General features: G+C 72.3%; 23 protein-coding genes, 4 tRNA genes, 1 other RNA gene and 2 pseudogenes. 13 read left to right on the forward strand and 17 right to left on the reverse strand.

The window, feature by feature from the left end; translation table 11 throughout:
• Nucleotides 1–73: 73 nt before the first annotated feature.
• Both ABZY20_RS16525 and ABZY20_RS16530 read right to left on the reverse strand, forming a co-directional pair.
• Nucleotides 74–547 (reverse strand): ArsI/CadI family heavy metal resistance metalloenzyme, encoded by a 474-nt coding sequence (locus tag ABZY20_RS16525; protein WP_356442149.1) that lies wholly within the window; start codon nucleotides 545–547, stop codon nucleotides 74–76.
• A 34-nt stretch (nucleotides 548–581) separates the two neighbouring features.
• A complete protein-coding gene (locus tag ABZY20_RS16530; RefSeq protein WP_356442151.1) occupies nucleotides 582–1,916 on the reverse strand; it encodes an NAD(P)-binding domain-containing protein in 1,335 nt (444 codons plus the stop codon).
• A 133-nt stretch (nucleotides 1,917–2,049) separates the two neighbouring features.
• Here ABZY20_RS16530 and ABZY20_RS16535 point away from each other — a divergent pair, with 133 nt between their 5' ends.
• The gene (locus ABZY20_RS16535; protein WP_356442153.1) at nucleotides 2,050–2,430 is read left to right on the forward strand and encodes a metalloregulator ArsR/SmtB family transcription factor; all 381 of its coding nucleotides are present in this window, start codon (nucleotides 2,050–2,052) and stop codon (nucleotides 2,428–2,430) included.
• A 201-nt stretch (nucleotides 2,431–2,631) separates the two neighbouring features.
• Here ABZY20_RS16535 and ABZY20_RS16540 read toward each other — a convergent pair whose 3' ends face one another.
• The 3 genes from ABZY20_RS16540 to ABZY20_RS16550 form a co-directional block, all read right to left on the reverse strand.
• Complete coding sequence (locus ABZY20_RS16540) at nucleotides 2,632–3,693, reverse strand: ArsO family NAD(P)H-dependent flavin-containing monooxygenase (RefSeq protein WP_356442155.1); 1,062 nt, start codon at nucleotides 3,691–3,693, stop codon at nucleotides 2,632–2,634.
• Between the two features lie 184 nt (nucleotides 3,694–3,877).
• A complete protein-coding gene (arsB, locus tag ABZY20_RS16545) occupies nucleotides 3,878–4,993 on the reverse strand; it encodes an ACR3 family arsenite efflux transporter (protein ID WP_356442157.1) in 1,116 nt (371 codons plus the stop codon).
• A complete protein-coding gene (locus ABZY20_RS16550) occupies nucleotides 4,990–5,298 on the reverse strand; it encodes a metalloregulator ArsR/SmtB family transcription factor (protein WP_356442159.1) in 309 nt (102 codons plus the stop codon). Before ABZY20_RS16550 ends, arsB begins: the two co-directional genes overlap by 4 nt.
• A gap of 110 nt (nucleotides 5,299–5,408) precedes the next feature.
• On the opposite strand from ABZY20_RS16550, the gene ABZY20_RS16555 reads away from it, so the two are divergent.
• Nucleotides 5,409–5,828: an arsenate reductase ArsC gene (locus ABZY20_RS16555; protein WP_356442160.1), complete on the forward strand. Its 420-nt coding sequence runs from the start codon at nucleotides 5,409–5,411 to the stop codon at nucleotides 5,826–5,828.
• Nucleotides 5,829–5,878: 50 nt separating this feature from the next.
• Here ABZY20_RS16555 and ABZY20_RS16560 read toward each other — a convergent pair.
• Both ABZY20_RS16560 and ABZY20_RS16565 read right to left on the reverse strand, forming a co-directional pair.
• Nucleotides 5,879–6,061 (reverse strand): annotated as a pseudogene (locus ABZY20_RS16560) (mini-circle protein); the annotation flags it as partial.
• Nucleotides 6,062–6,097: 36 nt separating this feature from the next.
• Complete coding sequence (locus ABZY20_RS16565) at nucleotides 6,098–6,532, reverse strand: VOC family protein (protein ID WP_356442162.1); 435 nt, start codon at nucleotides 6,530–6,532, stop codon at nucleotides 6,098–6,100.
• Nucleotides 6,533–6,877: 345 nt separating this feature from the next.
• On the opposite strand from ABZY20_RS16565, the gene ABZY20_RS16570 reads away from it, so the two are divergent.
• The 3 genes from ABZY20_RS16570 to ABZY20_RS16580 all read left to right on the forward strand — a co-directional run bounded on the left by ABZY20_RS16570 (nucleotide 6,878) and on the right by ABZY20_RS16580 (nucleotide 8,507).
• Nucleotides 6,878–7,540: an SUMF1/EgtB/PvdO family nonheme iron enzyme gene (locus ABZY20_RS16570; RefSeq protein ID WP_356442164.1), complete on the forward strand. Its 663-nt coding sequence runs from the start codon at nucleotides 6,878–6,880 to the stop codon at nucleotides 7,538–7,540.
• Nucleotides 7,541–7,695: 155 nt separating this feature from the next.
• Nucleotides 7,696–7,830, forward strand: a complete 135-nt coding sequence (locus ABZY20_RS16575) for a hypothetical protein (RefSeq protein ID WP_356442166.1) — start codon at nucleotides 7,696–7,698, stop codon at nucleotides 7,828–7,830.
• Between the two features lie 296 nt (nucleotides 7,831–8,126).
• A complete protein-coding gene (locus ABZY20_RS16580) occupies nucleotides 8,127–8,507 on the forward strand; it encodes a hypothetical protein (protein ID WP_356442167.1) in 381 nt (126 codons plus the stop codon).
• A gap of 873 nt (nucleotides 8,508–9,380) precedes the next feature.
• Here the strand turns inward: ABZY20_RS16580 and ABZY20_RS16585 are convergent.
• Complete coding sequence (locus ABZY20_RS16585) at nucleotides 9,381–9,518, reverse strand: hypothetical protein (protein WP_356442168.1); 138 nt, start codon at nucleotides 9,516–9,518, stop codon at nucleotides 9,381–9,383.
• A gap of 57 nt (nucleotides 9,519–9,575) precedes the next feature.
• Between ABZY20_RS16585 and ABZY20_RS16590 the strand changes: the two genes are divergently transcribed.
• Nucleotides 9,576–10,313 carry a site-specific integrase gene (locus tag ABZY20_RS16590; RefSeq protein ID WP_356442170.1) on the forward strand — a complete coding sequence of 246 codons (738 nt, stop codon included), beginning with the start codon at nucleotides 9,576–9,578 and terminating at the stop codon, nucleotides 10,311–10,313.
• Between the two features lie 23 nt (nucleotides 10,314–10,336).
• Nucleotides 10,337–10,727, forward strand: a pseudogene (locus ABZY20_RS16595) (tyrosine-type recombinase/integrase); the annotation flags it as partial.
• A gap of 79 nt (nucleotides 10,728–10,806) precedes the next feature.
• Here ABZY20_RS16595 and ABZY20_RS16600 read toward each other — a convergent pair.
• A tRNA-Ser gene (locus ABZY20_RS16600) sits at nucleotides 10,807–10,894 on the reverse strand.
• 72 nt (nucleotides 10,895–10,966) lie between these two features.
• Here ABZY20_RS16600 and ffs point away from each other — a divergent pair.
• From ffs to ABZY20_RS16630, 6 genes are all read left to right on the forward strand, one after another.
• Nucleotides 10,967–11,063: signal recognition particle sRNA small type (gene ffs, locus ABZY20_RS16605), an RNA gene on the forward strand.
• Between the two features lie 105 nt (nucleotides 11,064–11,168).
• Nucleotides 11,169–13,694 (forward strand): DNA polymerase III subunit gamma and tau, encoded by a 2,526-nt coding sequence (locus ABZY20_RS16610; protein ID WP_356442171.1) that lies wholly within the window; start codon nucleotides 11,169–11,171, stop codon nucleotides 13,692–13,694.
• A 221-nt stretch (nucleotides 13,695–13,915) separates the two neighbouring features.
• Complete coding sequence (purD, locus tag ABZY20_RS16615; protein WP_356442172.1) at nucleotides 13,916–15,169, forward strand: phosphoribosylamine--glycine ligase; 1,254 nt, start codon at nucleotides 13,916–13,918, stop codon at nucleotides 15,167–15,169.
• A gap of 423 nt (nucleotides 15,170–15,592) precedes the next feature.
• A complete protein-coding gene (locus ABZY20_RS16620) occupies nucleotides 15,593–17,476 on the forward strand; it encodes a hypothetical protein (RefSeq protein ID WP_356442174.1) in 1,884 nt (627 codons plus the stop codon).
• 349 nt (nucleotides 17,477–17,825) lie between these two features.
• Entirely contained in the window at nucleotides 17,826–19,301 is a 1,476-nt protein-coding gene (locus ABZY20_RS16625) for a N,N-dimethylformamidase beta subunit family domain-containing protein (RefSeq protein WP_356442176.1), read from the forward strand.
• Nucleotides 19,302–19,370: 69 nt separating this feature from the next.
• Entirely contained in the window at nucleotides 19,371–20,270 is a 900-nt protein-coding gene (locus ABZY20_RS16630) for a phosphoribosylaminoimidazolesuccinocarboxamide synthase (RefSeq protein WP_356442178.1), read from the forward strand.
• 50 nt (nucleotides 20,271–20,320) lie between these two features.
• Here ABZY20_RS16630 and ABZY20_RS16635 read toward each other — a convergent pair.
• The 8 genes from ABZY20_RS16635 to ABZY20_RS16670 all read right to left on the reverse strand — a co-directional run bounded on the left by ABZY20_RS16635 (nucleotide 20,321) and on the right by ABZY20_RS16670 (nucleotide 24,996).
• Nucleotides 20,321–20,396, reverse strand: a tRNA-Gly gene (locus ABZY20_RS16635).
• 22 nt (nucleotides 20,397–20,418) lie between these two features.
• Entirely contained in the window at nucleotides 20,419–21,039 is a 621-nt protein-coding gene (locus ABZY20_RS16640; RefSeq protein ID WP_356442180.1) for a response regulator transcription factor, read from the reverse strand.
• Nucleotides 21,036–22,415 (reverse strand): sensor histidine kinase, encoded by a 1,380-nt coding sequence (locus ABZY20_RS16645; protein ID WP_356442182.1) that lies wholly within the window; start codon nucleotides 22,413–22,415, stop codon nucleotides 21,036–21,038. The genes ABZY20_RS16640 and ABZY20_RS16645 overlap by 4 nt, the downstream gene beginning before the upstream one ends.
• An 18-nt stretch (nucleotides 22,416–22,433) precedes the next feature.
• Nucleotides 22,434–23,213: an ABC transporter permease gene (locus ABZY20_RS16650; RefSeq protein WP_356442184.1), complete on the reverse strand. Its 780-nt coding sequence runs from the start codon at nucleotides 23,211–23,213 to the stop codon at nucleotides 22,434–22,436.
• On the reverse strand, nucleotides 23,210–24,184 hold the full coding sequence (locus tag ABZY20_RS16655) for an ABC transporter ATP-binding protein (RefSeq protein WP_356442186.1): 975 nt from the start codon (nucleotides 24,182–24,184) through the stop codon (nucleotides 23,210–23,212). The genes ABZY20_RS16650 and ABZY20_RS16655 overlap by 4 nt, the downstream gene beginning before the upstream one ends.
• Nucleotides 24,185–24,319: 135 nt before the next feature.
• Nucleotides 24,320–24,392, reverse strand: a tRNA-Gly gene (locus ABZY20_RS16660).
• Between the two features lie 80 nt (nucleotides 24,393–24,472).
• Nucleotides 24,473–24,544, reverse strand: a tRNA-Gly gene (locus ABZY20_RS16665).
• Nucleotides 24,545–24,678: 134 nt separating this feature from the next.
• Entirely contained in the window at nucleotides 24,679–24,996 is a 318-nt protein-coding gene (locus ABZY20_RS16670; protein ID WP_356442188.1) for an Lsr2 family protein, read from the reverse strand.
• Nucleotides 24,997–25,317: the final 321 nt, after the last annotated feature.

The following is a 25,317-nucleotide window of genomic DNA, read 5'->3' on the forward strand; positions in this document are numbered from 1 at the left end:
TCGGCCGCCCGGCCGTCGGCCTGAGCTGTCTCAGCGGTGTCAGCCGCCAGTCGCCGCAGCCGCCGCAGCCGCCTCAGTCGCCGCAGGAGCAGCCGGTGGCCGCCGGGGTCTCCGGCGTGCTCTGCCCGACGCAGCAGCCGTCCCCGGCCGTGTCCGGGCCGGCGCTCCTGCCGAGGGTGGCGGCGTCGGCCTTCACGACGTACACCTCCCACGGTTCCCTGCCCGGGCCGTGGACCCAGACCTTGTCCTGGACGGCGTAGCAGCAGGAGGTGTCGTTCTCCTCGAAGGTGGCCAGGCCGGCCTGCTTGAGGCGGGCGGTGGCGGCGTCGACCTGTGCGGTGGACTCGACCTCGACGCCGAGGTGGTCGAGCCGGGTCTCCTCGCCGGGCGCGCCCTCGATCAGGACCAGCTTCAGCGAGGGCTCGGTGAGGGCGAAGTTGGCGTAGCCGTCGCGGAGTTTGGCGGGCTCGGTGCCGAACAGCTTGCTGTAGAAGGCGACGGACGCGGCGAGGTCGGGGACGCGCAGGGCGAGTTGGGCACGGGACATGACGTGGCTCCTGTCGGTGGGAGGGGGTGGCCGGTCAGCGGGCTTCGGCTGCCGGGGCGCCGCAGCAGCCGGCGCCCTCGTCGCTCGGGGCGGGGGCGTCGTACAGGCCCGATCCGCCGCAGACGCCCGTCTCCGGCAGGGTCAGTTCGACGCGCTCGGCGGCCTCGCGGTCGCCGGCGATCGCCGCCGCGAGGGAGCGGACCTGCTCGTACCCGGTCATGGCGAGGAAGGTGGGGGCACGGCCGTAGGACTTCATGCCCGCCAGGTACAGGCCCTGCTCGGGGTGGGTCAGTTCGGTCACGCCGTGCGGGTAGACGGTGCCGCAGGAGTGCACGTTCGGGTCGATGAGCGGGGCCAGGGCGACGGGGGCCTGGAGGCGCTCGTCGAGGCCGAGGCGGACCTCGGAGAGGAAGGACAGGTCCGGGCGGAAGCCGGTCAGCACGATCACCTCGTCGACCGGCTCCAGACGGCGCCCGTCCTCGGCGACCAGGACCAGCCGGTCGCCGTCGCGCTCCACGGCCCGGGTGCGGAAGCCGGTGACCGCGCTCGCGCGGCCCTCCTCGACGGCGGCCCTGGCCCGCAGGCCGAGCGCGCCCCGGGCGGGGAGCTGGTCGGCCTCGCCGCCGCCGAAGGTGTGCGCGCCGAGGCCGCGGCGCAGGATCCACAGGGCGTGCGTGCCCGGTTCCCCGGCGGCCAGGTCCGCGAGGCCCGCCAGGGCGGTGAAGGCGGAGGCGCCGGAGCCGACGACCGCGGTGCGCCGGCCCGCGTACCGGGCGCGGACCGCCGGGTCCGCCAGGTCGGGGACGCGGTAGGAGATCCGGTCGGCGGCGGCCTTCTCGCCGAGGGCGGGCAGCCCGTCGGCGCCCAGCGGGCCGGGTGTGGACCAGGTGCCGGAGGCGTCGATGACCGCGCGGGCGGTGATCCGCTCCTCGCGTCCGTCCGTCCCCAGGGTGTGGACGGTGAACGGCCGCTCCTCGCGCCCGGCGTCGACGACACGGTCCCGGCCGGCGCGGGCTACGCCGGTCACGGAGGTGCCGTAGCGGACCCGGTCGCCGAGGACGTCGGCGAGGGGCTGGAGGTAGCGCTCGGCCCAGTCGCCGCCGGTCGGACAGGCCGTGCCGTCCGGGCGGACCCAGCCGGTCGGGGCGAGGAGCTTCTCGGCGGCCGGGTCGACGACCTCGGACCACGGCGAGAACAGCCGCACGTGCGCCCAGGCGCGGACGGCCGTACCGGCGGCGGGGCCGGCCTCGAGGACCAGCGGCTCGATGCCGCGCGCCACGAGCTGGGCGGCGGCGGCCAGCCCCACGGGACCGGCACCGATGACGACGACGGGCGGCTGTCCGCCGGCGGACACGCTGCTGATGGGCACGGCCACGAGATTCCCCTTTGTTTCGACGTTCGTCGATGGCTTGTGCGGTCAGCCTCCCACCTGTTTCGATAAACGTCAACATAGACAAGCGTCGAATCTGTTCGTCTGGTTCGACGTATGTCAACATAGACGCATGTCGAATACGAGGGCGCTTCCCCTGATCGAGGCCGAGGGCTCCGAGACCGTCGTGCCGTGCTGCCCGCCGCTCACCGAGCGCCCCTTCACCGCCGAGGAGGCCGAGAACGCCGCGCGGATGTTCAAGGCCCTGGGCGACCCGGTCCGGCTGCGGCTGTTCAGCGCGGTCGCCTCGCACGAGGGCGGCGAGGCCTGCGTGTGCGACATCTCCGACGTCGGCGTGTCGCAGCCGACCGTCTCGCACCACCTGAAGAAGCTCAAGGAAGCCGGCCTGCTGGCCTCCGAGCGGCGCGGCACCTGGGTGTACTACCGGGTCGAGCCGTCGGTACTGGCCGCCATGGGCAAGCTGCTGACGGTCGCGCCCGCGGCGGCGCGCTGACCGGCACGGCCGGGGTGGCGTACTGACCGGCACGGCCGGGGTGGCGCGCTGACCGGCACGGCCGGGGTGGCGTATGGACCGGCACGGCCGAAGGGACGGGCGGTCGCGCGACGGGCGGTCGCCGGACGGGCGGTCGCGGCCCGGACCCCCGGAGGCGGCCCGCTCGGAGGCGGCCCGCCCGGAGGCGGACCGCGCGACGGGTCAGGACAGCAGCGCGGCGATCTCCCGGGCCGTGTCCCGGGCCGGCCTGCCGACGCCGATGAGCGTGGCCGAGGCGGGCCCGGTCCAGTCGCCGTAGCCGAGGAGGTGCAGGCGCGGCTCGCCGACCGCCCGCGTGCCCTCGGTGGCGATACGCCCCCGCCGGCCGCGCAGCCCCAGCGGCGCGAGATGGGAGAGGGCGGGCCGGAAGCCGGTGCACCAGATGACCGCGTCGGCCTCGGCGCGGGTGCCGTCGGCCCATTCCACGCCCCCGGGGACGAGGCGGCTGAACATCGGGCCGGCCTTGAGCAGTCCGCGGTCCCGGGCCGCACGGACGGGCGGGACGGCGACGATGTCGCCGAGCGAGGCGACACCGCCGGTGTCGGTGCGGCCCGCGTCGAGGGCGCGACGGCGCGCGGTGGCCACGTCGAACAGGACGCGGCCGTCGATGTCGTCGGCCAGGAAGCGGGGCGGGCGCCGGGTGGCCCAGGTCAGCTCCGTGTCGGCGGCCAGGTCGGCCGCTATCTGGGCACCGGAGTTGCCGCCGCCCACCACGATCACGCGGCGCCCGGCGAAGTCCTGCGGCCGCCGGTACCCGACGGTGTGCAGTTGCCGACCGCCGAAGACCGCGCGGCCCGGGACGGCGGGCAGGAAGGGGCGCCACCAGGTGCCGGTGGCGCTGATCACCGCCTGTGCGTACCAGGTGCCCGAGTCGGTCTCCACCCGCAGGAGCGCGCCGTCCCGGTGCACACCGAGCACCCGGACCGGCCGCCGGACGTCGAGTGCGTACCGCTCCTCGTAGGCGCGCAGATACGCCACCACATGCCCGGCGTCCGGGTATTCCTGCCCCGGCTGCGGCGGCATGAGGCGCCCGGGGAGGGACGAGAAGGCGGCCGGGGAGAACAGGTGGAGGGAGTCCCAGACGTGCCGCCAGGCGCCGCCCGGTTCCCCCTGGGCGTCGAGGATCACGAAGTCCAGGCCGAGCCGGCGCAGGTGGTACCCGGCGGCGAGCCCGGCCTGGCCGCCGCCGATCACCACCACACCCGTGCGCTGCCGGACCGTCATGAACGCACCGTCCGGGGCGTCGGCCGCGCGGGGCGGGCGAGCGCGGGAAACGCACGAGGACCGGCCGGCGCCGCCCCGTGCCCGTCCGGGCGGCCCGTCCTCGGCTCTGCGGCGCGGCCCGTCAGCCCGCTGGCGCGGCCTGCCGGCCCTCCTGCGCGGCCCACCAACCCCCCTGCGCCGACCATCAGCCCTCCCGCACCGCCGCCGCCGCAGTCGCCTGCCGGGCGGTCGTGAACCTCCGCCGCCAGGCGAGCGAGACGTAGACGAGCGCGACCAGCACCGGCACCTCGATCAGCGGCCCGACGACCCCGGACAGGGCCTGGCCGGAGGTGACGCCGAAGGTGGCGATGGCGACGGCGATGGCCAGCTCGAAGTTGTTGCCGGCCGCCGTGAAGGCGAGCGTGGCGGTGCGGTCGTAGGCCAGGCCGATGGCCTTGCCCAGGGCGAAGGTGCCGAACCACATCACCGCGAAGTAGACCAGCAGCGGCACCGCGATCCGGGCCACGTCCAGCGGCTGCGAGGTGATCGTCCTCCCCTGCAGGGCGAACAGCAGGACGATCGTGAACAGCAGCCCGTACAGCGCCCACGGCCCGATCCTCGGCAGGAACCGCGCCTCGTACGCGGAGCGGCCCAGCTTCCGCTCCCCGATGCGGCGGGTGAGGAACCCGGCCAGCAGCGGGACGCCGAGGAAGACGACGACGTTCACGGCGATCTTCCCCAGGGAGATGTCGAGCTGCTCACCGCCGCCCAGGTTCAGCCAGCCGGGCAGCAGGTCGAGGTAGAACCAGCCGAGCAGACCGAACGCCAGGACCTGGAAGACCGAGTTCAGCGCCACCAGTACGGCGGCGGCCTCGCGGTCGCCGCACGCGAGGTCGTTCCAGATGATGACCATGGCGATGCAGCGGGCCAGACCGACGATGATCAGGCCGGTGCGGTACTCGGGCAGGTCCGGCAGGAAGATCCAGGCCAGCGCGAACATCACCGCCGGACCGATCAGCCAGTTGACGACCAGCGACGACACCATCAGCTTCCGGTCGCCGGTGACGGCGTCCAGCCGGTCGTAACGGACCTTGGCCAGCACCGGGTACATCATGACCAGCAGACCGACGGCGATCGGCAGCGAGATTCCGCCGATCTCCACCTTCGCCAGGGCGTCGTCCAGACCCGGGACCACACGGCCCAGACCCAGCCCCAGGGCCATGGCGAGCAGGATCCAGACGGCGAGGAAGCGGTCGAGCGTCGACAGCCGGGCGACGACCGAGGACTCCTCGGCGGACGCGGGCGCTTGGGTGTGGGTCACGGGCAGGACCTCTTGTTGTCGGCGGCGTGGCGGGCGGACTCGGCCAGGTCGGCGAACTGCCCGGCGAGCGAGGCGATGACGTCGGGGCGCAGCCGGTAGTACGTGTACCGGCCGCACGGCTCCGTCTCGACGACCCCGGCCTCGCGCAGCACGCGCAGATGGTTGGAGAGGTTGGTCTGCTTCGCGCCGGTCTCCTCCACCAGGTGGGTGGTGCACAGCGTCTCCGCGGCGAGCAGGGTCACGATCCGCAGCCTGAGCGGGTCGGCCAGCACCCGGATCAGGTCAGTGTCGACTGACGTCATCATGGGCTGATACTGTCACATCAGCCTGGACTGATACCACCCGGAGCGGATCGCGCGAGGCAGGAGCCCCGCCGCCGTCCGCGCGCACCCCAGATGAAGGAAGAACACCACCCATGACCTCCACCCCGCTCGCCTCGGTGCTGTTCGTCTGCGTCCACAACGCGGGCCGCTCGCAGATGGCCGCCGGATTCCTCACCCACCTCGCGGGCGACAGGATCGAGGTCCGCTCCGCCGGCTCCCTGCCCGCCGACCAGGTCAACCCGGCCGCGGTCGAGGCCATGCGGGAGGCCGGCATCGACATCGCCGACCAGAGGCCCAAGGTCCTCACCCCCGAGGCCGTCCAGGCGTCCGACTACGTCATCACCATGGGCTGCGGCGACGCCTGCCCGATCTTCCCCGGCAAGAAGTACCTGGACTGGGCCCTGACGGACCCGGCCGGCAAGGGCGTCGAGGCCGTCCGCCCGATCCGCGACGAGATCAGGTCCCGCATCGAGGCCCTGATCGCCGAGATCGAGGCGGAGCGGGGGGCGTGACCCACCGGGCAAACCGTCGAGGCCTGGCTGCTCCCTGAACTGACGCGGTCTCAGGCGCCGGTCCGCCCGTCGACGAGTTCGCGGACGACGTCGAGGTGGTCGCTGAGGGGGCGCTCGGCCGTCGCGTTCAGGTCGTGGCCGGCCACCAGGCGACGGTAACGGGCGCTTTGCTCCTCGTACTGGGCGAGAAGCCGGGGCAGCGGGACGTCGACCGCCGTCCGCATCTCGGCATCGACTTGGTTGACCGGCGGCGAGGCCCTTGTCGACGCCTACGCGGAGGCCGCGGCGACGCAGAACTCGTTGCCCTCCGGGTCGGCCATCACGACATGGTGCCCGTCGCATTCCTCCAGGATGGTCCCGCCTGCCCGCACCAGGCGTTCGGACTCCGACCTGATCCGCGCCCATCGCTCGTCGACACTGCCGTGTCCCGGCACTCGGATGTCGATGTGGAGTCGGTTCTTCGCGGTCTTGGGTTCGGGGACCTTGAGGATGCTGAGGCGAGGGCCGACGCCGTCGGGATCACAGAGCCACGCGGCGTCGTCCACGGAGTCGTCCTCTGGCAGGTCGAGCTGTGCGAGCCACTCCTCGCGTGTCCTGAAGGGAGCAGGCGGTGGCTCGTCGACATACCCCAGGGCCGTCTTCCAGAAGGCGGCGAGGGCCGGCGCGTCCGCACAGTCGAGGGTCAGGTCGATTCTGGCTGCCATGAAAGGACCGTACTGCGCGCCTCTGACAGACAGTCGGGGCGCCATGTCCGGAAGTGGCTCCCCGGGAGGCCGCCGCGCGGGGCGGCCCCGCAGCGACCGTCCTCCTGATCCTCGGTGTCCCGGACGTCGCTCGGGCCGTGCGCGTGACTGAAACCATGCCCCGGTCTTCGAAGCCGACCGAGACGGAACAGGTCGGATGGCCCGAGGAAGCGGCCCTCTGCACGGGATGCCCCGCTGCTAGCGTCCGGGGCCATGTGGGATCAAGAACTCGTGGCCGGACGACCGGCTTGGCGACACATCCCTTCCAGTGTGGTCTTCCGGGCTGTCCCCGGGGGGACGTTCCGGATGGGCTTGTCCGACGAAGAACTGGACGCGGTGCGTGCCATCGATCGGGCCGACGGCGCCGACGACGACCTCGGGACGTTCTTCGCGGGCGCCGACCGAGCCCGGCCGGTGCGAGAAGTACGCGTCGAGCCGTTCCTGATCGCCCGGCATCCGCTCACGGTGGCGCAGGCACGGCACTGGCTGCCCGACTACGAGGACAGCTTCGCCGAATCGGATACGAGCACGGCCCGATTCGAGGACGACCTGGACGACCTGCTCGGGGCGTTGCCCTTCCGGCTGCCCAGCGAGGCGGAGTGGGAGTACGCGGCCCGGGCGGGTACGACCACGCTGACCTTCCGCGGAGACGAGAGGCCGGACGAGGACCAGGCGCTCGACGACTTCGCCGAGGAGGAGCGCACGGCCGCGGCTGAGAACGCCTTCGGGCTGGCGGCGATGGGGTCGGCGAACGAGATCTGCGCCGACGCGTGGATTCCGCATTTCACGGACGCGCCGGTGGACGCACGCCCCCGCACCGGGGACGGACCGCGGGTGGTGCGCGGAGGCGGCGGCGACCTCTCTCCGTGGCAGGGCTGTGACGAGTGGCTGCTGTTGCTCTCCGCCACCCGCGACGCCTTCCACGACTTCACCGCGGTCCGCCCGGTCGCACCCGTGCCGACGAGTTAGGGACAAGCCGAGCGCCGAGGCCATGCGAAGGCACAACGCATGTCACGCCCCTCCGTGACTCGTGAGGACGTGCCTGCCGCTCCCGGTAGGGCGTCAAAAATTCCCCGCAGGATCCTGCGAACTGTCCGTAGGATCCTGCCCCGATGAGGAGACGCGTGCAGTTCACGGAGCAGGTCGTGCAGCGCAATGCCGACCTTCAGTCCGACAGCCGTTCGCGGCGCGCGGGGGCGATTGCCGGGGCGGAGGTGACATCGTCGGCTTCGACGGTGCTGCACGCGCAATCGGTATGACCGAATTCAGTCGCTTGGGCGGCGTGAAATGTGCACCTTCGGTGCCCGGCTTGCCCCCTCTGCGAGGTGGGCTATCTGTTTGTCCGTTTTTCCTGCCTCGGATAGTGCCCGGGGTGGCGGAATGAATGACTCCGCAATCTCCCGTCCGCAGTGATGCCCTCATCGCGTGGGGCAGGTCTGCTGAGGTCGAAGGGTGCCCCTTGGCGCCGTGACGGCGAATCAATGTAAGCTGCAAACTCCGAAGCTGTTATCGCCTTTTGGGGGTATTTGTGCAAAGCAAAGCGAAGTTCGGTCTGATGTCGGCCGCAGCGCTGCTGCTCATGGGGATGGCCGCGGGGCCGGCGCAGGCGGCTGACTATTACGAATCGTGTGCCACCAACGGAGCAAGCGGTTCCATTGCCACCAGTGGCTGGTCAGCGGGGGGTAGGAGCGTCCCCAGCCTCGTTATGAAGATTTATGACGACAAGCCCGACGGTCACCATGTCCGGATTCGGGCCATTGCCTCGCATGCTGACACGAAGACCTACTACTCCTGGCACAAGAACACCGACGGTTGGGGCACCTACAGGACCATCGACACCTATATCCCGTCGGGCGCCCAGATCTACAGTGTCGGTGTCCAGGTCGCCACTTTCGAGGGCGACACGCTTCTGTACTCTTGCACGCGTTGGGTCTGAGTCGGCTTACGAACAAAGAGGCTGAGGCAGGCGATAAGGTAGCCCTCCCTTTTGTGGATGTGCCGGGGTGAAATGGTGCCTTGTCGAGCTTCACGACCGCATTGTTCCTTCAGTGTGGCCCGCTAGGAGAGCCTGGCGGGCCACACTGTATTGCAGGCCGGCACGTAGTCGACCCGGCGTTCTTCCGGCGCGGCCCGCAGCCTCGGTGGCCGCCGTAGGCCTCGCCCCCTGAGGTCAGCCGCCTCCTGGTTGTCCAGCTGTGCGTCGGCCGGGCAGGACCGAGAGCTGGTCGCTGATCACAGTTTGAGTGTTTCCTCGCTGTACCGCTGCGCATGCGGTGTGCTGTCACCACGGCGTTGGTGTCGGTGGTGCCAGGTAGTTTGCGGGGCGTGAGTGTGTGGATCTGCTTTCAAGGGCTCGGATCCTCCCGGCTGCCCGAGGGCGCGGCGGGTTGAGAAGCCCTATTTGATGTGGAGTTCGACGAGCTGCGCCGACGGGTCCGGGCAGGGAGCGCAGTATGGCTGGAGAGCGGCTTCTTGTGCGACATCCCGTGAGTTCTCCTGAGCCCCGCCGAGTCCCTGGGCCCGTGGCCGGGGGGTTCTTCCTCCTTCGTGTGCTCTGCTGGCCGGTGACGTGACTTCGGAATTCCTGAAGCGTTCTCATCTCGTCCGACCGATCCGCAGTCGGGTCAAAGGCGAGGCGGCTCGGGTTGGCGGCGCTGACAGTCGTACGGGACCTGCGTGAGCACTGAGGGCCCGCGTCGGCGGAGGACCTGGAGCGGTTCGAGACCCACGTACTGTCCGGTTTCGTCCTTGCGCGGGCCTCGGCAGGGCTGGCGGACGGCACCATCCGCGGGGACGTCGGTCACCTGGATCAGATCAGGTCCTGGTTCGGCCGGCCGCTGTGGGACATGGAGCCCGCCGACGCGGACGTGTACTTCGGGAAGGTGCTGCGGCACTCGCCCAGCGGCACCCGGCTGGGCCGGTCACAGGCGCTGAGCACGTACTTCATGTTCCTGGAGCTGCGGCACAAGGTCGAACTGCACCGGATGACCGGCCGGGTGGTCGAGTGCCCGATCGACGAAATGAACCGGCCGCGTGGGCCAAGGACGCACAGCTGCGGATCCCGCCGAGCGAGCCGGAGGTCAGGGCGCTGTTCACGGGCCGGGGCGGCGAGCTGGCGGCCTGCCGCAAGTTCGCCCCAGCCGCCCGGAACTACACCGCGGCGAAGCTGATGTCCCAGGTCGGCCTGAGGGTGAGCGAGGCATGCGGCCTCGACCTGGACGACATCAAGTGGGACCTGGGCCGCTTCGGCAAGCTCCACGTCCGGCACGGCAAAGGCGCCCGCGGCTCGGGGCCGCGCGAGCGGATGGTGCCGCTGATCAACGGCGCCGACCGGACACTGCGGTGGTTCATCGAGGACGTGTGGGGCCAGTTCGACGACGACCACACCCGGCCCGGTGCCCCGCTGTTCCCGAGCGAGCGGAAGAACACCGACGGCTCCGCACGCCGGGTCGGCGACGACGCCCTGCGCAACGGTCTCGACAACGCCGTCGAGGCTCATCTGCCGGGCCGGACAGGCAAGTTGACGCCGCATGTCCTGCGGCATCTCTGCGCGTCCCAACTCTATGGGAACGAGCCGGACCTGCTCGCAATTCAGGGGGTCTTGGGACATTCCTGGATCGCCACCACGATGCGGTATATCCACGTGCAGCAGACCCGGGTCGAGGACGCCTGGGTCGCCGGGGTGGAACGGGCCGCGAAGCGGCTGGAAGGGCTGGCCCGACGAGGTGGAACCTGCGGCTGACCGCCGCGAACAAGGGTATCTGGCTGATCAAGATTCTCCGTCAGCACCAGGAAGCGCAGGAGCAGGAGCGGGTCACGGCCGGGGCCGACTGGGAGGGCAAGGGCTACGTGTTCGCCTCGCCGACCGGCGGGCCGCTGAGCCCCGCTACCGACTTCCACGTCTGGAAGCGGCTCCTGCGGGACGCAGGGGTACGGGACGGCCGTCTCCACGACGCTCGCCACACCGCAGCGACCGTGCTCCTGATCCTCGGCGTCCCGGAAGTCGTGATCGACTCGATCATGGGTTGGGAGCCTGGGGGCGGCCCGGATGCGAGCCCGCTACATGCATGTGACGGGGACCATGCTCCGCAGGGTCGCGCAGCAAGTCGGAGACGCGGTCTGGGAGCCGCCGGGCACGGCCGGAAAATTCGACTGAGACGGAAACTGAGACGGACAACGCCGAAGGGCCCCACCGCAAGCGGTGGGGCCCTTCGACATCGTGCCCGGTGAGGCACTGGCGGAGGATACGAGATTCGAACTCGTGAGGGGTTGCCCCCAACACGCTTTCCAAGCGTGCGCCCTAGGCCTCTAGGCGAATCCTCCGCCGGAAACATTACATGACCGAGAAGGGTGCTCGCGAACTCGTTCCCCGCCCCAGACATCAGGTAGCCTTGGCGCAGCCCCTCACGCGGCGCTATCTGACTGAACTCCCCCAGGGCCGGAAGGCAGCAAGGGTAGGTTGGCTCTGGCGGGTGCGTGGGGGGCGTCTGCGTTCCCGGGCGGGGCCGCGATCCCGGGGGCGTCCTACCGGGCCGGGCGTCGAGCCGGGCACGATCGGCGGGGCCCGATGTCAGTGGGCGCCTATAACCTCGTATGCGTGTCGTCTCTCGCTCTGTACCGCCGCTACCGCCCGGAGACCTTCGCCGAGGTCATCGGGCAGGAGCATGTCACCGCCCCGTTGCAGCAGGCGCTGCGCAACAACCGGGTGAACCACGCGTACCTGTTCAGCGGGCCGCGCGGCTGCGGCAAGACGACCAGCGCACGCATCCTCGCCCGGTGCCTGAACTGCGAGCAGGGACCCACGCCCACCCCCTGCGGGGAGTGCGAGTCGTGCCGCGACCTCGCCCGGAACGGACCGGGTTCGATCGACGTCATCGAGATCGACGCCGCGTCGCACGGCGGTGTGGACGACGCCCGTGACCTGCGAGAAAAGGCGTTCTTCGGCCCCGCGCGCAGCCGGTACAAGATCTACATCATCGACGAGGCCCACATGGTCACGTCGGCCGGTTTCAACGCGCTGCTGAAGGTCGTCGAGGAGCCCCCGGAGCACCTCAAGTTCATCTTCGCGACCACCGAGCCCGAGAAGGTCATCGGAACCATCCGGTCGCGGACCCACCACTACCCCTTCCGGCTCGTCCCGCCCGGCACCCTCCGGGAGTACCTGGCCGAGGTGTGCCAGAGCGAGAAGATCCCGGTCGAGGACGGGGTGCTCCCGCTCGTCGTGCGCGCCGGCGGCGGTTCCGTGCGTGACTCGATGTCCGTCATGGACCAGCTGCTCGCCGGCGCTGCCTCCGACGGTGTGACGTACGCCATGGCCACCTCCCTGCTCGGCTACACCGACGGCTCCCTGCTCGACTCCGTCGTGGAGGCCTTCGCCACGGGTGACGGAGCCGCCGCCTTCGAGGTCGTCGACCGCGTGATCGAAGGCGGGAACGACCCCCGCCGCTTCGTCGCCGACCTGCTGGAGCGGCTGCGGGACCTGGTGATCCTCGCCGCTGTCCCGGACGCGGCGGAGAAGGGGCTCATCGACGCTCCCGCCGACGTCCTGGAGCGCATGCAGGCCCAGGCCGGCACCTTCGGCCCCGCCGAGCTGAGCCGGGCCGCCGACCTCGTCAACGAGGGTCTGACGGAGATGCGCGGCGCCAACTCGCCCCGCCTCCAGCTCGAACTGATCTGCGCCCGCGTCCTGCTCCCGGCCGCCTACGGCGACGAGCGGTCGGTCATGGCCCGCCTGGACCGCGTCGAGCGCGGCGTGAACTTCAGTGCGGGTGCTCCGGCCGGCATGCCCCCCATGGGGTACGTGCCCGGGCCGGAGGGCCACCACGAGGTGCACGCGGGAGCGGCTCCCGCCGCCCCGCCGGTTCCGCCCGGCGGCGGCCCGGCCGCGGCCCGGGCGGCAGTCCGGGCGACCGGAGCACCCACCGGAGCGCCAAGCGGAGCACCCGGCGCCGGAAACGGTGGCGGCCATGCCGGTCCCGGCGGCCATGGCGGTCCCGGTGGCCATGGCGGTCCCGGTGGCGCCGGAGTGCCCGGCAGTGGCCCGGGCAACGGCGGTACGGCTGCCGCGGCCGGTCCGACCCCCGCGGCGGGCCAGGGTGCCCCGTCCTCCGGGCCGGGCACGCCCTCAGGCCATGTCCCGGCCCCCGTCGCCCCGGCGGCCCCTGAAACTCCCGCCCAGGCACCCCAGCCGCCTCAGCCCGTCCCCCAGGCCCAGGCCCAGGCCCAGGCCCAGGCCCAGGCCCAGGCCCCGGCCCCGGGTGCCTGGCCCACCGCCGCCTCCGCGGGCAGCGGCGGCCGCCGCCCCGGTGGCTGGCCCACGGCCGCTCCCGGCTCTCCCGCGTCGAGCCCCCCGGCGGCAGCCACCCCCGCACCGAGCGCCCCCGCCCCCACCCCCAGCGCTCCGCCGCCCACCGCGTCCGCCGCACCCCCCGCCCCGGCCCCGTCCCAGGCTCCGGCCCAGACGGCCCCCGCACCGGGCGGTCTGGACCCCCGCATGCTCTGGCCGAACATCCTGGAGGCGGTCAAGAACCGGCGCCGCTTCACCTGGATCCTGCTCAGCCAGAACGCCCAGGTGACCGGCTTCGACGGCACGACCCTGCAGCTCGGATTCGTCAACGCCGGAGCGCGGGACAACTTCCTGAGCAGCGGCAGCGAGGACGTGCTGCGGCAGGCGCTGGGCGAGCAGTTCAACGTGCAGTGGAAGATCGAGGCGATCGTCGACCCGTCGGGCGGATCCGCGCCCCCGGCGCCCGGCGGCCCCTCCGGCTTCGGTGGCGGCGGCTACGGCAGTGGCGGCTACGGCAGTGGCGGCGGTGGCGGTCACAGCACCGGCGGATTCCCCTCTGGCGGTGGCACGGCGACCGCCCAGCGCTCCGCCCCGGCCCAGTCGGCGGCCCCGACCACTCCGGCTCAGCAGTCGAGCGGCCCCGCTTCCCACTCCGCCCCCGCACCCTCCGCCCCCGTCCCCCAGCCCTCCACCCCGGCGCCCCGCCATGTCTCCGTCGAGGACGACATCCCCGAGGACGACGACCCCGACCTCGACGAGTCGGCCCTCTCCGGTCAGGAGCTGATCGTCAGGGAACTGGGCGCGACGGTGGTGGAGGAGTTCTCGAACGAGCCCTAGCCGGCTGCAGGGCCGGGACGGTCATACGCATCACCGCCGCGTCCCGTCCTGCCTCATCCCCCGCGTCCCGCCTCGCCCCCCGTCCCGCCTCGTCCCCCCGGTCCGGGCTCGTCTCCTCACCCCTTTCCCTCCCCCTCTCGTAGGAACCTCCAACCCCCTCATCCCGCCCCCTTCGGCATCCCGCACAAGGAAAGCCCCGCCCTTCCCGTTAGGCTGACCCCGTGAAGGTCCTCGTCATCGGCAGCGGCGCCCGCGAACACGCCCTGTGCCACAGCCTGTCCCTCGACCCCGATGTCACCGCGCTGCACTGCGCCCCCGGCAACGCCGGTATCGCCGAGGTCGCCGAGCTGCACCAGGTCGACGCCCTGGACGGCGCGGCGGTCACCGCGCTGGCCACGCGGCTCGGCGCGGAGCTCGTGGTCGTCGGCCCGGAGGCCCCGCTGGTCGCCGGTGTCGCCGACGCCGTGCGCGAGGCCGGCATCCCGGTCTTCGGCCCGTCCGGCCAGGCCGCCCGGCTCGAGGGCTCCAAGGCCTTCGCCAAGGACGTCATGGCCGCGGCCGAGGTGCCCACCGCCCGCTCGTACGTCTGCACGACGGCGGAAGAGGTCGACGCGGCCCTGGACGCCTTCGGCGCTCCCTACGTCGTGAAGGACGACGGGCTCGCCGCCGGCAAGGGCGTCGTCGTCACCGACGACCTGGAGACGGCCCGGGCCCACGCCGCGGCCTGCGAGCGCGTGGTGATCGAGGAGTTCCTGGACGGCCCCGAGGTCTCCCTGTTCGCCGTGACCGACGGCGAGACGGTCGTGCCGCTGCAGCCCGCCCAGGACTTCAAGCGCGCGCTGAACGGCGACGAGGGCCCGAACACCGGCGGCATGGGCGCGTACTCGCCGCTGCCGTGGGCCGACCCGAAGCTGGTCGACGAGGTGCTGCAGACCGTGCTGCAGCCGACCGTGGACGAGATGAGCCGCCGCGGCACGCCGTTCTCCGGTCTGCTCTACGCCGGGCTCGCGATCACCTCCCGCGGGGTCCGCGTGATCGAGTTCAACGCCCGCTTCGGCGACCCGGAGACCCAGGTCGTCCTGGCCCGCCTCAAGACGCCGCTGGCCGGTCTCCTGATGGCCGCCGCCACCGGCAACCTCGCCCACCTGGAGCCGCTGCGCTGGAGCGACGAGGCGGCCGTGACCGTCGTCGTCGCCTCGCACAACTACCCCGGCACCCCGCGCACCGGCGACCCCATCACCGGTCTCGACGAGGTCGCCGTCCAGGACGCCCCGCACGCCTACGTGCTGCACGCCGGCACCAGGCGCGAGGGCGACGCCGTCGTCAGCGCGGGCGGCCGCGTCCTGTCCGTCACGGCCACCGGCAAGAACCTCACCGAGGCCCGGGACCGCGCGTACACGGCCGTCGCCCGTATCCACCTCGACGGTTCCCACCACCGCACGGACATCGCAGCGAAGGCGGCCGCGGGCGCATAGCCGACCGGGGAGAACCGCCCCGCACCGATGAACCCCCCGGGCCCCGGATCCGTCTCAGGATCCGGGGCCCGGTCTTTGGGCCGGACCTCCGCTCCGCACATTTCGGTGGCCGGTGATCAGTACGGCCGGTAGCCAGTACGCCGGTGGTCAGTACGGCCGGTCGTCGGCAGTCGGCTTTGGCGGCCGCCGGGCAGGGGCGGAAGGCGGGGGCGGATCCCCGCTCGCGTCATCCACCTCTCCCCAGAGCCATTCCATCGAGTGACCGATGCCCTATCCGGCTGACGGGGGGCGGAGCCCCAACTATGGTGCCGCGCAAGCGTTCCGGCACTTGGCCCACCGGCATTGCGATGTCGGTGGCGGGTGCCACAGTGGGGGAGTGAGCAAGGAAAGCGTCAGGTCAACGGGGAGGGGGTGAGGACGGTCGTGACCGGAACGGGTGTGGAGGCAGGCGCACAGGCCGCGCGGGCCCGGGCGCTGTTCGTGTTGCGCACGCGCAGCCGCGCGCTGGCCGTCGCCCTGCTGCCCGCCGCCGTCGCCGTGATCCTGCTCGCGGGCGCCGCCGGGGACCACCTCGAAGGCCCCGGCTGGGACGCCGCCCGCTGGGCCGTGACGCCGGTCGCCGTCCTGGTACTGCTGGCCGCCGCCGGGGTCGCCCTGGTCGTGGCCCGGGCCCGCCCGGCGATGAGCCCGACGGTCCCGATCGCGGAGGAGGCGGCCCCCGATCTGTACCGGATGGTGCGCGACCTCGCCGACCGCCTCGACGTCCCCGCGCCCTCCGCGATAGCGCTCACCCCGGACTGCGACAGCTGGCTGGAGGACCGCACCCACCGCGCCCACGGCCCGCCCCCGCCCGACGTCCACGACGACATAGCGGGCGGCGGCGGGAACGGGCACCGCAGGCACCCCGTCGCGCCGATCCTGGTCATCGGCTCCCCGTTCCTGTGGTGGATGCGGGTCGGCGAGCTGCGCGCGGTCCTCGCCCCGGTCGTCGCCGGTACGGGCCCCTCGGCCCACCCGGACATAGCCGCCGCCCGGCGCTTCGTACGCGGTCTGGACGCGGCGGTGGCCGTGGCCTCGGCGCCCCGCCGCGACCCGGTGTCGCGGATCGTGCTCGCCGGTGTCGGCCAGGTCGCCCGGCTGCTGCTGCGCAGCTGCCGCCACCACGCCGCCGAGATGGAGCGGGGTGTGGCCGCCGCCGCGGCGGAGCGTGCACAGGCTGTGGATTACGGGCTGCGGATCGTCGCCCAGGAGCAGGTCGGCCTGGCCTACGCGGGCTGGGACCGGCTGCTGACCCGGGTCGCCCTGCCCGCCTGGCGGATGGGCCGCTGGCCGTCCCGGCTGGACGCGGGTGTGGTGGCGGCGCTCACCGAGCTGTCCCGGCGCGACCGCCTGGCGGAGGGCTTCGCGTCCCGTCTCGGTGAGCGGCCCGCCTGCGACCTGCTGGAGGAGCCGGGCGCGGTCGACGAGGCCGCCTCCCTGCTCGCCGCCCGCCTCTTCCACGGCGGCCCCTCCGGGGCCGGGCCCGACTGGGCGCCGGTGGACTGGAGCGAGTATCCGGAGGAGGTCGTGGACCGCAAGTGGCGCCTCGACGCGGCCCGCCTCCACCGCGTCCTGGACACGATGGGCGTGCGCCCCGCCACCGGCCCCGCGGCCCCGGCCACCGGCGCCCCGACCCTGTCCCGCGTCCTGGACCACCTGACGGAGACGGCCGCCCTGCCCGGCGGGTCCCCGCTGACGGACCCGTCCGCCGCCTGGCCGGCCGGTCGCACCGGAGCCGCCGGCCCCGCAGCGGGCCGCGCCGCTCCGGCCGGCCCGCACCCCGGCCGGACCACCGGCGCGAGCGGGCCGGACGACACCGCCGACGACGAGGACCTCTCCGGCACGACGGCCCGCAGCGCCGCCCTCGCCGCCCGCCTCAGCGCCGAACTGGCCCGCGAGCAGGCAGCCCCCTCCCCGGCCGCCCCGGCCTCCCTCCCGGCCTCACCCGCCCCCGCCGCCCCCGACCCGGCGGTGGCCCTCTGGGACGACCGGGTGCTCCCCCTCTTCCCGCTCCAGCCCCCGCGCACGGGCCGGGAGCTGCTCGCCGACCACCTCACCGCGATGCTCTGCTGCGCCGCGATGGACAGCGCCGGCGCGACGCCCGGCCTGGACTGGCTGGACGGCCCGACGCTTCTCGTCGCCGGCGAACGCGCCGCGGACCTGGCGCCCAAGGTCCTCGCCCTGATCGAGGACGGCGACGCCACCCCGCTGCGCGCCTGGCTCGCCGAGCTGGGGATACGGCCCGAGAAGCCGGTCCGGCTCGCCTGATCCGCGCCCGGCCCGCCCGCGCGGGCCTCGGAGGACCGACTTCCGCTTCTGGCCAATTCGAGACGAACAGTGACGGAGTGCGCGCGTTATGTGATGTGCTGGGACCGTTCGCATGCAGGGCATGGGCGTACGACATACGACAGACACATAAGCCCGAAGCCGCCCCAGGCGGCACACCGCGTCTCACCGCACAGCGTGACCGCACAGCCGTGCACCACCGCACGGACGCGCATCACCGCACAGCCGTGAACCACCGCACAGCACGCGAACCACGCACAGCACGCGAACCACGTACACCACACACCACACCGGCACGCACCACCACGGGGGCAAGGGGAGGGGAAGCAGCATGGGTTCGGAGCAGATCCGGCGCTGGGAGTCGGGAGCGCTCGCGCACGCCGTGACGGATCCCTTCGGCCAGGGCCCCGTTCCGTGGCTGCGCGGCAACGTGACGTACTTCGACGACACCGGCCAGATCGTCCCCTGGTACGCGGAGCAGGACGGGCCGCACGCGTCGAAGGGGGACGGCCGCTCCGGAGGCCCCCGCGCCGCCGACGACGTCCACCGCCAGGTCAAGGGCTTCACCTCGACCGGCGCGGTCGCCCCCGGCGAGGCCATCGACTTCCGCGTCACGGTCGACCCGCCGCAGCAGTTCGCCGTCGACATCTACCGCATCGGCCACTACGGCGGTGACGGCGCCGCGAAGATCACCACCAGCCCGCGTCTGTCCGGCATCGTCCAGCCCCCGCCGCTCACCGCGGACCGCACGGTCTCCTGCCACCACTGGTGGCTGTCGTGGCGCCTGCAGATCCCGACGTACTGGAACATCGGCGCGTACGTCGCCGTCCTCACCACCGCCGACGGCTACCGCTCCCACGTCCCGTTCACCGTCCGCCACGACCAGCCCGCCGACCTGCTGCTCGTCCTGCCCGACATCACCTGGCAGGCGTACAACCTCTACCCGGAGGACGGCCGCACGGGCGCGAGCCTCTACCACGCCTGGGATGAGGAGGGGCGGCTGCTGGGCGAGGCGGACGCCGCCACCACGGTGTCGTTCGACCGCCCCTACGCCGGCGCCGGCCTCCCGCTGCACGTGGGCCACGCCTACGACTTCATCCGCTGGGCCGAGCGCTACGGCTACGACCTCGCCTACGCCGACGCCGGTGACCTGCACGCCGGCCGCGTCGACCCCACCCGCTACCGCGGCCTGGTCTTCCCGGGCCACGACGAGTACTGGTCGGCCGACATGCGCCGGACCGTGGAGGTCGCCCGCGACGCCGGCACCTCGCTCGTCTTCCTCTCCGCGAACTCCGTGTACTGGCAGGTGGAGCTGGGCCCGTCCCCGTCCGGCGTCCCGCACCGGCTGCTGACCTGCCGCAAACGCAAGGGCCCGGGCAGGCCGGTGCTGTGGCGGGAGATCGACCGGGCGGAGCAGCAGCTCCTCGGCATCCAGTACGCGGGCCAGGTGCCCGAGCCGCACCCGCTGATCGTGCGCAACGCCCGGCACTGGCTGTGGGAGGCGACCGGGGCGCACGAGGGCGACGAGATCGAGAACCTGGTGGCGGGGGAGGCCGACCGCTACTTCCCGCGCACCGCGCTGCCCGACCACGAGGAGCGCGTGCTGCTCGCCCACTCGCCGTACACCGACAAGCGGGGCGTCCTCCGCCACCAGGAGACGTCCCTCTACCGCGCCCCGTCCGGCGCCTGGGTCTTCGCAGCAGGAACGTTCGCCTGGTCCCCGGCACTGGACCGCCCCGGACACGTCGACCCGCGCATCCAGCGCGCCACGGCCAATCTCCTGGACCGCATCTGCAAACGCGACTGACCCGCTGTCGGTGATCAAGCTCGCATACGGGAGAATCGAGCCACTTGTACAGAACCACGGGGAGGAACCGTGTCCGGATTCGTCGAAAAGCCCGAGCCGATCCAGGTTCCGGGCCTGGTGCACCTGCACACCGGCAAGGTGCGCGAGCTGTACCGGAACGAGGCGGGCGACCTCGTGATGGTCGCCAGTGACCGCATCTCCGCGTACGACTGGGTGCTGCCGACCGAGATCCCCGACAAGGGCCGGGTCCTCACGCAGCTCTCCCTGTGGTGGTTCGACCGGCTCGCCGACCTGATCCCCAACCACGTCCTGAGCACGGAACTGCCCGCGGGCGCTCCGGCCGACTGGGAGGGCCGCACGCTGGTCTGCAAGTCGCTGCGGATGGTGCCCGTGGAGTGCGTGGCCCGCGGCTACCTCACCGGCTCGGGCCTGGCCGAGTACCGCGAGACCCGCACGGTCTGCGGCCTCGCCCTGCCCGAGGGCCTGACGGACGGCAGCGAACTGCCGGCCCCGATCTTCACCCCGGCCACCAAGGCCGAGGTCGGCGAGCACGACGAGAACGTCTCCTACGAGGAAGTCGCCCGCCAGGTCGGCGCGGACACCGCGGCCCGACTGCGCCAGGCGACCCTCGCGGTCTACTCCCGGGGCCGGGACATCGCCCGTGAGCGGGGCATCATCCTCGCGGACACCAAGTTCGAGTTCGGCTTCGACGGCGACAGCCTGGTCCTCGCGGACGAGGTCCTCACCGCGGACTCCTCCCGGTTCTGGCCGGCCGACCAGTGGGAGCCGGGCCGCGCGCAGCCGTCGTTCGACAAGCAGTTCGTGCGCGACTGGCTGACCTCGCCTGAGTCCGGCTGGGACCGCGCGGGCGAGCAGCCGCCGCCCGCCCTGCCGCAGCAGGTCGTCGAGGCCACCCGCGCCAAGTACGTCGAGGCGTACGAGCGTCTCACCGGCACGAGCTGGTCGTAGGCGGGCGCGGACACGAAGAAGCCCCCCGGCGGAACCGGGGGGCTTCTCACTGGAGCGAACGACGAGGTTCGAACTCGCGACCTCAACCTTGGCAAGGTTGCGCTCTACCAACTGAGCTACGTTCGCATGCGCCGTGGCGCGGGAACCACTATACCCAACCTCGCTCCCGCGCGAGCCGCACCGCGGCATGCCGGTTCTCCGCCCCGAGCTTCGACACGGCCGACGAGAGGTAGTTCCGCACGGTCCCCTGCGACAGCGCGGCCCGCTCGGCGATCTCCGCGACCGGCGCCCCGTCGGCCGCGAGTTCCAGCACCTCGGCCTCCCGCGCGGTCAGCGGCGAGTCCCCGGCGGCGATCGCGTCGGCGGCCAACTCCGGGTCGACGTAGCGGTTCCCGGCGTGCACGGTCCGGATGAGCTCCGCGAGCCGCTGCGCGCTGACCGTCTTCGGCACGAACCCGCGCACCCCCGCCTCCAGCGCCCGCTTCAGATGCCCGGGGCGTCCGTGGCTGGTGACGATGAGCACCTTGCAGCCGGGCAGTTCGGTCCGCAGTGATGTGGCGACCTTCACACCGTCGGCGCCGGGCATCTGGAGGTCCAGGACGGCGACGTCGGGCTTGTGCGCCCGGGCCATCGCGAGCGCCTCCGGTCCGGTGGCCGCCTCGGCGACGACCATGAGGTCGTCCTCCAGCGACAGCAGTGCGGCGAGCGCGCCGCGGATGAGGTGCTCGTCGTCGGCGAGCAGCAGCCGCACGGGCTCCGCGGCCGTCATGACGTGACCTCACTCACAGCACTGGCGGAGTTCTCAGAACTTCCAGAACTCCCAGAACTACCTGAACTGCCAGAACTCCCTGACCTCATGGCACTCCCCGAGCCCGAGGCCTCGGTGGACGGGCCGCGGTCGGGGCCGGCCTGGGCCGGTATCGACGGCAGCGGAATCTCCGCCGTCAGCCGGAACATGCCCTTGCCCGCGGGCCCGGCCTCCAGCGTCCCGTCGAGCTGCGCCAGCCGCTCCCGCAGCCCGGCGAGCCCGGAACCGGACGAGGCCGGTGCTCCCGGCGTCCCGTCCGCGTCCTCGGTGACCCCGTCGTTCTCCACGGACAGCACCACACGTCCCTCCGACACCCGCAGTCCCACCGCACACCGGCGTGCGTCCCCGTGCCGCAGCACGTTCGTCGCCGCCTCCCGTACGACCCACCCCAGGGCCGACCGCACCGCCGCCGGCAGTCCGGCCACCGCCGCCCCGCTCACCGTGCACTCGATGCCGGCCGCCGCCAGCACCCCCCGCGCCCCGGCCAGTTCCGACGCGAGGTCGGCCTCCCGGTAGCCGCGGACGACCTCCCGCACCTCCCGCTGCGCCTCGTGCGCGAGCCGCTGCACCTCGACCATCTGCGTCACGGCCTCCGGCCGACCCCGCTGGGCGAGCTGCACGGCGAGTTCGCTCTTCAGCGCGATGACCGCGAGGTTGCGGCCCATGACGTCGTGCAGGTCCCGCCCGAACCGCAGCCGCTCCTCGGCGACGGCGAGCCGGGCCCGGGTCTCGCGGGCCTCGTCGAGTTCGTAGACGGCGTTGAGCAGCCAGACCGACAGGACGGCCGTGAACGCGACGAACCCGGCGCCCAGCAGCACGACCAGTGTGGTGACCGCGGCGGCGGTCAGGGGGGCGCCCAGCGTCAGCGACACCAGTCCCGCACCCGCGGCGAACCCGGTCACCAGGAAGAACACATGCCGCCGGTCGCCCAGACCGAGGGCGATGATGCCCGCCCCGAGTATCAGCACGGTGCCGAACACCGCACCGACCGCGGTGCCCATGTCGTCCGAGCGGTCCGGACCGTGCCCGACGGCCGCGAGGGCGGCGACGGCGATCACGGCGCTGAGCGCGCCGAGCACCCACAGCAGGTGGACGGGCTGCTTGCGGCGGCCCCGCTTCCAGTCCAGCGCGCGCGACACGGTCACCGTGCACACCGCGGCGTGCACGCACACCATCGCCAGCAGCAGGCTGCTGAGCCGTGGTTCCGGCGAGCCGATGAGCGGCGGTCCCACCAGCAGGACCTCGACCACGCCGAAGGAGTGGAACGAACACCGTGTGTACGTCTCCATCTTCGCCGGCGTGCTCTTGTGCCGCCACCAGCGACCGGGCTCCCGCATCTTCTCGGCTCCTCTACCTCAACGCCGCGGGTCCCACCGGAACCAGCGCCGTACACCGAACAGGGCCAGAGCGGTCCATGCCACCGCCGTCACCACGGCGCCCAGTGTCTCGTAGGCCGTCAGGCCGCCGGTCCAGCCGTCGCGGACCAGCAGGATGACAGGGCTCAGCGGCAGCAGTTCGCAGACCGAGGCCAGCCGGTCCGGCAGCATCTCCAGCGGGACGGCGATACCGGAGCCGAGCATCGAGACCAGCAGCACGGGGAGCGAGGTGACCTGGGCACTCTCCACGGTCCGGGTGACGCTCGCGGTGACGGCGGCCAGCGCGGCGCACATCACCAGGCCCGACAGCAGTCCCAGCAGGACGAGATGGGGCGCGTCGGGCACCGACACGTCGAGCAGGACGGCGCAGCCGACGGCGAGGACCAGGCACTGCACGAAGCCGATGGTGACGGCGGGGAGCGAGGCCCCGGCCAGGATCTCCGCGTCCCGCACCTCACCGGTGCGCAGCCGCTTGAGGACCAGTTCCTCGCGCCGGGTGACGAAGATGCCCACGAGGGCGCTGTAGACGGCGAAGAGCAGGGAGAAGCCGACGGCGGCGGGCAGCACGACGGTGCCCACCGTGAGCCCGGCCTTCTCCAGGTCCGACTTCCCGACCGCCGACAGCACCGTGAACGGCAGCATCAGCGGCACGAACAGCGCGGCGAAGAGGGTGCCCTTGCTGCGGCCGAGCAGCGTCATCTCGGCCCGGGCCAGAGCCGACAACCGGCTCCTGCTGGTGGTGGTGACGGCGTGGCTCATGCCGCGTACTCCTTCACTTCCGCCGAAGCCGGGGCCGTCCCGGCGGCCGCCTCGCGGGCGATGCCCAGGAACGCCTCCTCCAGTGACGCCGACCGCACGTCCAGCCGCCGTAGCTCGACGCCCGCCCGCTCGGCCCAGGTGAGCAGTCTCGTCGCCGCCTTCTGCAGCTCCCGCGTACGGAGCCGGACCACGCGGCCCTCCACCTCGTGCCCGCTCACGCCGAGCTCGGCGAGCGGCGGCAGGTCGCCGAGGTGGTAGTCCTCGGGCAGCTCGAAGGAGATCCGTGACGGCTGGGTGGCGGTCACCTCGGCCGGGGTGCCGGTCGCGGCGATGCGTCCCTCGTGCAGGATCGCCAGCCGGTCCGCGAGCGACTCGGCCTCCTCCAGGTAGTGCGTGGTCAGCAGGACCGTCGTCCCGCCGCGGCGCAGGGCGCGCACCAGGTCCCAGGTGTCGCGGCGGCCTTCGGCGTCGAGTCCGGTCGTCGGCTCGTCCAGGAACAGCACCTCGGGGTCGCCGAGCAGCGCCAGGGCCAGGTCGAGGCGGCGCCGCTCACCGCCGGACAGCTGCTTGACCCGTACGTCGGCCTTCTGGGTCAGTCCGACCAGCGCGAGCACCTCGGCCGGCGGCCGGGCCCCGCTGACGCAGCCGCCCCACATGCGTGCGGTCTCCGCGACGGTCAGCTCGGACGGGAAGCCCCCTTCCTGCAGCATCACGCCGGTGCGGGGCCGTACGGCGGCCCGCTCGGTGGACGGGTCGTGCCCGAGGACGCGCACCCGGCCGCCGGCCGGCGCCGCGAGTCCCTCCAGCAGCTCGACGGTCGACGTCTTGCCCGCGCCGTTGGTGCCCAGCAGGGCGAAGATCTCCCCGCGCCGGACGGAGAAGCTGATGCCGCGGACCGCCTCGAACCCGCCCCCGTACACACGCTGCAGGTCAGTGACCTCAATCACGTGTTCGTGTCCGTTGGATTCCATGCCCCAAGCCTCCCGTGCGCACGGCACCGGGAGCAGTGCGCGCTGTCATCACTCGGCATGACAAATGTCAGGGGGACCGCGCGCCCGGGGCATGAAGAAGACCCCGGTCCTGATGGACCGGGGTCTCATTTCCCGAGCGGACGACGAGGCTCGAACTCGCGACCTCAACCTTGGCAAGGTTGCGCTCTACCAACTGAGCTACGTCCGCATTGCTCCCGACCAGCTCTCACTGACCGGTGCGGGCACCAGCCTACCTGATCCACAACAGTGGCCGGTACGGCGATGCAGAGCGGGTGACAGGAATCGCACACTGCGCCTTCCCCCTGGAAGGGGGATGTTCTACTACTGAACTACACCCGCACGTCTGAGTGGGCCGGGCCTTTCGGCCTCGCCCCTCGGCGTGCTCCAGACTCTAGCTGATCAGCCGGGGTGCTGCGCAAGTCGGCTGCCGCGAGGGGCGGGTGACCGGACGTCGGACCGGGCCCGACGGTCCGTCACTGGGCGGCGGTGAACGCCTCGTAGACCTTCTTGGGGATGCGCCCGCGCGCGGGGACCTCCAGCTTGTTGGCCTGGGCCCAGGCCCGTACCGCCGACGGGTCGGGGGCGACCTCCGTCTGCCGGTACGCCTTGCCCGAGCGGGACCGCTTGCGGCCGGCCTCCACGTAGGGCGCGAGCGCCTTCCGCAGTTCGCCGGCGTTGACCTCGCTCAGGTCGATCTCGTACGACTTGCCGTCCAGTCCGAAGGCGATCGTTTCCGTCGCTTCCGAGCCGTCGATGTCGTCAAAGAGGGTGACCACGACCTTCTGCGCCACGAATATCGGTCCCTTCTTGCGGCACTTGCCAATTCATTTCTACAGTGCCTGACAATGCTTGGTGAAGCCCGACTAAATCCTTTGGCGTGTCAAAAATCAAGGGGGAGCGCGGCGACTTCGATTGAGGGTGGTACCGGGAGACGGGCGGGCGCAATAGGTTCCGGGTGTCGATCGGGAATCTTTCCCGGAAATTTTCATGCGCGTGCTCACCGATGCCGGATCGTGATGGCGGTCACGTAGCTTCCTACAAGTCGACGCGCGTAGAAATTTTGTGCGGGTAGTCTGAAGGAACCTGCTCAGCACCACACACCGGGAGTGCCA

This window comes from Streptomyces sp. NPDC006624 (assembly GCF_040611555.1).
In the GTDB taxonomy this organism is placed as follows: domain Bacteria; phylum Actinomycetota; class Actinomycetes; order Streptomycetales; family Streptomycetaceae; genus Streptomyces.

What these genes read in the sequence shown, in the direction of transcription:
- ABZY20_RS16550 (WP_356442159.1), bottom strand. Translation starts at nt 5,298, where the DNA reads ATGATGACGTCAGTCGACACTGACCTGATCCGGGTGCTGGCCGACCCG.
- ABZY20_RS16650 (WP_356442184.1), bottom strand. Translation starts at nt 23,213, where the DNA reads ATGAGCCACGCCGTCACCACCACCAGCAGGAGCCGGTTGTCGGCTCTG.
- ABZY20_RS16580 (WP_356442167.1), top strand. Translation starts at nt 8,127, where the DNA reads ATGTCGGCCGCAGCGCTGCTGCTCATGGGGATGGCCGCGGGGCCGGCG.
- ABZY20_RS16655 (WP_356442186.1), bottom strand. Translation starts at nt 24,184, where the DNA reads ATGGAATCCAACGGACACGAACACGTGATTGAGGTCACTGACCTGCAG.
- ABZY20_RS16525 (WP_356442149.1), bottom strand. Translation starts at nt 547, where the DNA reads ATGTCCCGTGCCCAACTCGCCCTGCGCGTCCCCGACCTCGCCGCGTCC.
- ABZY20_RS16570 (WP_356442164.1), top strand. Translation starts at nt 6,878, where the DNA reads ATGGGCTTGTCCGACGAAGAACTGGACGCGGTGCGTGCCATCGATCGG.
- ABZY20_RS16625 (WP_356442176.1), top strand. Translation starts at nt 17,826, where the DNA reads ATGGGTTCGGAGCAGATCCGGCGCTGGGAGTCGGGAGCGCTCGCGCAC.
- ABZY20_RS16565 (WP_356442162.1), bottom strand. Translation starts at nt 6,532, where the DNA reads ATGGCAGCCAGAATCGACCTGACCCTCGACTGTGCGGACGCGCCGGCC.
- ABZY20_RS16555 (WP_356442160.1), top strand. Translation starts at nt 5,409, where the DNA reads ATGACCTCCACCCCGCTCGCCTCGGTGCTGTTCGTCTGCGTCCACAAC.
- ABZY20_RS16540 (WP_356442155.1), bottom strand. Translation starts at nt 3,693, where the DNA reads ATGACGGTCCGGCAGCGCACGGGTGTGGTGGTGATCGGCGGCGGCCAG.
- ABZY20_RS16645 (WP_356442182.1), bottom strand. Translation starts at nt 22,415, where the DNA reads ATGCGGGAGCCCGGTCGCTGGTGGCGGCACAAGAGCACGCCGGCGAAG.
- ABZY20_RS16585 (WP_356442168.1), bottom strand. Translation starts at nt 9,518, where the DNA reads ATGAAGTACGTGCTCAGCGCCTGTGACCGGCCCAGCCGGGTGCCGCTG.
- ABZY20_RS16640 (WP_356442180.1), bottom strand. Translation starts at nt 21,039, where the DNA reads ATGACGGCCGCGGAGCCCGTGCGGCTGCTGCTCGCCGACGACGAGCAC.
- ABZY20_RS16535 (WP_356442153.1), top strand. Translation starts at nt 2,050, where the DNA reads ATGTCGAATACGAGGGCGCTTCCCCTGATCGAGGCCGAGGGCTCCGAG.